At 64.3% G+C, this 3,922-nt stretch carries 4 protein-coding genes; 3 read left to right on the top strand and 1 reads right to left on the bottom strand.

Annotated features, from left to right (window positions below; all coding sequences use genetic code 11):
• The first annotated feature begins 174 nt into the window (after nucleotides 1-174).
• Nucleotides 175-1,098: an MBL fold metallo-hydrolase gene (locus tag RT662_RS11960; RefSeq protein WP_313670935.1), complete on the top strand. Its 924-nt coding sequence runs from the start codon at nucleotides 175-177 to the stop codon at nucleotides 1,096-1,098.
• Nucleotides 1,099-1,362: 264 nt separating this feature from the next.
• Nucleotides 1,363-1,653, top strand: coding sequence for a hypothetical protein (locus RT662_RS11955; RefSeq protein ID WP_313670934.1), 291 nt, complete (start codon nucleotides 1,363-1,365; stop codon nucleotides 1,651-1,653).
• Nucleotides 1,654-1,681: 28 nt separating this feature from the next.
• Here the strand turns inward: RT662_RS11955 and RT662_RS11950 are convergent, their stop codons facing one another.
• Nucleotides 1,682-2,464, bottom strand: coding sequence for a queuosine precursor transporter (locus RT662_RS11950; protein WP_313670933.1), 783 nt, complete (start codon nucleotides 2,462-2,464; stop codon nucleotides 1,682-1,684).
• 95 nt (nucleotides 2,465-2,559) lie between these two features.
• Between RT662_RS11950 and RT662_RS11945 the strand changes: the two genes are divergently transcribed.
• On the top strand, nucleotides 2,560-3,828 hold the full coding sequence (locus RT662_RS11945; RefSeq protein ID WP_313670932.1) for a DNA polymerase thumb domain-containing protein: 1,269 nt from the start codon (nucleotides 2,560-2,562) through the stop codon (nucleotides 3,826-3,828).
• The last annotated feature ends 94 nt before the right edge of the window (nucleotides 3,829-3,922 follow it).

The raw sequence follows: 3,922 nt of genomic DNA, 5'->3' as shown, positions 1-3,922 counted from the left end.
GGTCGCAGACCCTGCACCCGTTCGTTACCAGTCGCGCCTCTCCCACCAGCGCCCATCATGCTGGCGCGTGCCAGAAAACAAACGGGTGCAGGGTCTGCGACCCTGCCCGCCGGAGGCCCTGTTTCCGCTTGTCTCTGCTGCGGCGCTCCCGCACCGTTGCGACGGGAGGCCACCATGCACACACGCCGTCAGATGCTCGCACTCGCTGGCGCAGCCGCCTTGGTTCCGCACGGTCTGCGCGCCCAGCCGTTGCCTGATCAACTCGTGCTGCTCGGCACCGGTGGCGGGCCGACTCCGAAGGCGCTGCGGGCTGCGCCGAGCATGGCGCTGATGATCGGCGGGCAACTCCACATCGTTGATGCCGGCAATGGCGTGGCGCGGCAGGCGGCGTTGGCGGGGTTGCCGCTGAAGAATCTGGCGCATGTGTGGATCACGCATCTGCACAATGATCATGTGGCCGATGCCTTCACCCTGCCGTGGCTGGCGTGGAGTGGGGCACTCACCACGCCGGTGATGGTGCATGGGCCTAGGGGCATGAAGCAGATGGCGCGGGATTGGTTGCGCTTTGCGCGCGTGGATATCGAGACGCGCATGGCCGATGAAGGCCGACCGGATTTGCGCAAGATAATCAGCGTGGCCGAGGTGCAGCCGGGCGTGCTGCTGGATGCTGGTGGTTTGAAGGTGACGGCGGCGCGGGTGGAGCATCCGCCGCTGTTCGACTCATTTGCCTACCGCTTCGATTGGGCGGGCAAATCGGTGGTGTGGTCCGGCGACACGCGGCCGTGCCAGGCGTTGATCGATCTGGCGCGGGGGGCTGATTTCCTGGTGCAGGAGGTGATGTATCTGCCGGCGATGGAGCGGCTGATCGCCAGCGAATCGAACGCGCCCACCCTGCGTGCGCATTTGCTGGCCAGCCACACGCTGGCGGAACAGGCCGGCGAGATTGCGGCGGCGGCGGGCGTGAAGACGTTGGTGCTCAGCCATTTCGTGCCGGGCGGCGATGCCAGCGTGACCGATGAAATGTGGCAAGCCGCGGCGGCCAAGGCGTTCCCGGGCAAAATCATCGTTGGCCGCGATCTGTTGCGGCTCGCGTTGTAACCGGGGCGCTGTGACGGCAGCGCTGGCAGCGGGCAGCGGCGGGGTCTGATTGGAAATCATTTCTTAACGGATGCGATTCTCCCGGCTTTAGGCAGGAGATGCGTCCATCCTGGTGCCAATCCCCACCGCGATGACCTGTATGTCTTTCGTGAAATCAAGGACTTGGCAGAATCGGCGGCAAGGGCTTGCTGGAAAGGCAATCTTTGCTTAAGAATATTGAAAGGAACGTGGATTGTTCCCCGGTTCAGGGAGGCTTAGACGCAGATGGCCAGTGTCCCACATCACGTGCTCTCGGCTGGCAACAGGCTTTCGGGGAAAACCACGGTGTACAGCCCGGCTCTCAGCGTTACCGCTCCCTCAGCGCCAATGTCGCTGGCGGGCATTGCCCTGATGCCGCTGATGGCGGTGATCTGGCTGGTGATGGCGGCTGTGTCGATCGTGATGCTGGCGGTGATGCTGGTGGTTGATGGCGGCGCCTTCCTGGCCCGCGGTGGCCGCCCGAACCCGGCGCATGCCACCCGGCGCCGCACGGTCCTGATCCCCAGCCTGTTCTGAGATCAGTCAGCTTTCAGACCAGCTGCGTTCACACCTTCGTCTTGAACGGGGTGAAATCCGTGCCAGTGTCATAGACATCGAGGCCCTCGACCGCCTTGAACCACGCCACCACGCGATAGGTAACGGGCGTGAGCAGTGCTTCCCACAGGACCTTGAGCGCATAGTTGGTGGCCATCACGCTGAACACCAGAGCCGGCTCCCATATCCCCCAGAAGGCCAGCGGATAAAAGATCAGGCTGTCCACGCCCTGCCCCACCACGGTCGAGCCGATGGTTCGCGTCCACAGCATGCGGCCGCCCGTAAGCAGTTTCATGCGGGCCAGGACGAAGGCATTGGCCATTTCGCCGGCCCAGAAGGCAAGGATGGAGGCGAGGAAGATGCGCGGAACCTGGCCGAACACCTCGGCCAACGCAGCCTGGCCCTTCCAGCTCGGATCGGGCGGCAGCGAAACCACGACAAAGCTCATGGTGGCAGCGAAGATCGAGGCGGCAAAACCCACCCACACCACGCGCCGGGCCCGGGCATAGCCGTAGACTTCGGTGAGCACGTCGCCGAGCACATAGGAGAGCGGGAAGAACAATATGCCCGCCCCGAACGTGACCGTGCCCCAGATCGGTACGTCCACCTGTGCCGGCTTGCTGGCGCCGATCAGGTTGGAGCAGATGAGAATGACAGCAAAGGCCGCCATGCAGAAATCATAATAGCGCAATTGCCGGCCGGCCAACGCATCGGCCGAGATGGCGCTTATGCCTACGGGTTCGTGGCTGGCGGCCTCGGCCAGGATGGCGCGGTCTGCGGGATCAATCGACATGGGACCCAACATACAGGCTGAAGTGCCGCGCGGAAGGTGCCGGATGACGCAGCTTATGCGTTCTGTTTTTGTTCTGTTTGTGCTATCCAAGCCTCATGGCTGATTCGCTGCCTCTGCGTTGGCTCTATCTTGATCTCAACAGCTATTTCGCCAGCGTTGAGCAGCAGATGAACCCGGCCCTGCGCGGCCGGCCGGTGGTGGTGGCGCCGGTGATGACCGACAGCACCAGCGCGATTGCGGCGAGTTACGAGGCCAAGGCCTATGGCATCCGCACCGGGACGAAGATCTGGCAGGCGAAGACCATGTGCCGCGATGTGGTGATCGTGCCCGGCCGCCACGATGATTATGTGCGTTTTCACCACAAGGTGATCGACGAAGTGAACCGGCATGTGCCGGTGACCAACATCTGTTCCATCGACGAAGTGGCCTGCCGCCTGATGGACAACGAGAACAGCCCAGCTGCGGTTGCCGCCCTCGCAACGGCGATCAAGGCCGGGCTGAACGCCAATGTGGGCGAATGCCTCACTGCCTCCATTGGCGTTGCCTCCAACCGGCTGCTGGCCAAGATGGCAGCCGACATGAAGAAGCCCGATGGGCTGACCATCCTGACCGAGGATGTGCGCCGCGCCCGGCTGGAGCGGCTGCCGCTTTCCGACATTCCCGGCGTGGGCCGGGCGATGGAGAAAAGGCTGGCGGCGGCGGGGCTGGTGACGATGGCGCAGTTGCTGGCGATGAGCCCGGCACAAGCGCGCAGTGCATGGGGCAGCGTGTGGGGGGAACGGCTGCACCGGCTGCTGAATGGGCACGAGGTGGCCGACGTGGAAACCCAGCGGCGCAGCATCGGGCACAGCCATGTGCTGGGGCCGGAAAAGCGCCCGCTGCCGGTAGCGCGGCTGGTGGCGCGGCGGCTGGTGATGAAAGCCGGCACCCGCCTGCGCCGCGCCGACAGCCGGGCTGGCTGGCTGGGCCTGTTCGTGAAGGGCGAAACGCGCGGCACGAAATGGAAAGCCGGGGTGAAACTGGGCCAGGTGATGGATTCGATCAGCCTGGTCGAAGCGATGGAAGGCCTGTGGGCGCGCATGGCGGCGGAATTCCCGCATCGCCGCCTGTTGCAGGTGGGTGTGGTGCTGACCGAACTGACTCCGGCCAACGCCGCCCAGGCCGATCTGTTTGATTCAAAAGCGCTGCTGTGCGCCCGCACCGATGCCCGTCGGCTGGCACTGAGCCAGGCGATGGACCGCATGAACCAGCGCTTTGGCCGCGATGCCGTCACCCTGGGGCACCATGAAAATGGCGCTACACGATCGCGTGGGCCGGCAATTGCCTTCACCCGCATCCCGGAACTGGCAGAGTTCCACGAATAAACGGGATCACACCGCCTTTGAATGGCGCTGCGGGGCCTTCAGATGCGCATCAAAGGCCGATGCGATCAGCCTTGCATAGGGCCAGCCATCGGGC

It is taken from the genome of Sandarakinorhabdus sp. (genome assembly GCF_032115815.1).
Lineage (GTDB): Bacteria > Pseudomonadota > Alphaproteobacteria > Sphingomonadales > Sphingomonadaceae > Sandarakinorhabdus.
This window is presented reverse-complemented; position numbering and strand designations above follow the sequence as displayed.

Excerpts from the sequence above, each read along its gene's own strand:
- RT662_RS11955 (WP_313670934.1), top strand. The coding sequence starts at position 1,363 with ATGGCCAGTGTCCCACATCACGTGCTCTCGGCTGGCAACAGGCTTTCG.
- RT662_RS11950 (WP_313670933.1), bottom strand. The coding sequence starts at position 2,464 with ATGTCGATTGATCCCGCAGACCGCGCCATCCTGGCCGAGGCCGCCAGC.
- RT662_RS11945 (WP_313670932.1), top strand. The coding sequence starts at position 2,560 with ATGGCTGATTCGCTGCCTCTGCGTTGGCTCTATCTTGATCTCAACAGC.
- RT662_RS11960 (WP_313670935.1), top strand. The coding sequence starts at position 175 with ATGCACACACGCCGTCAGATGCTCGCACTCGCTGGCGCAGCCGCCTTG.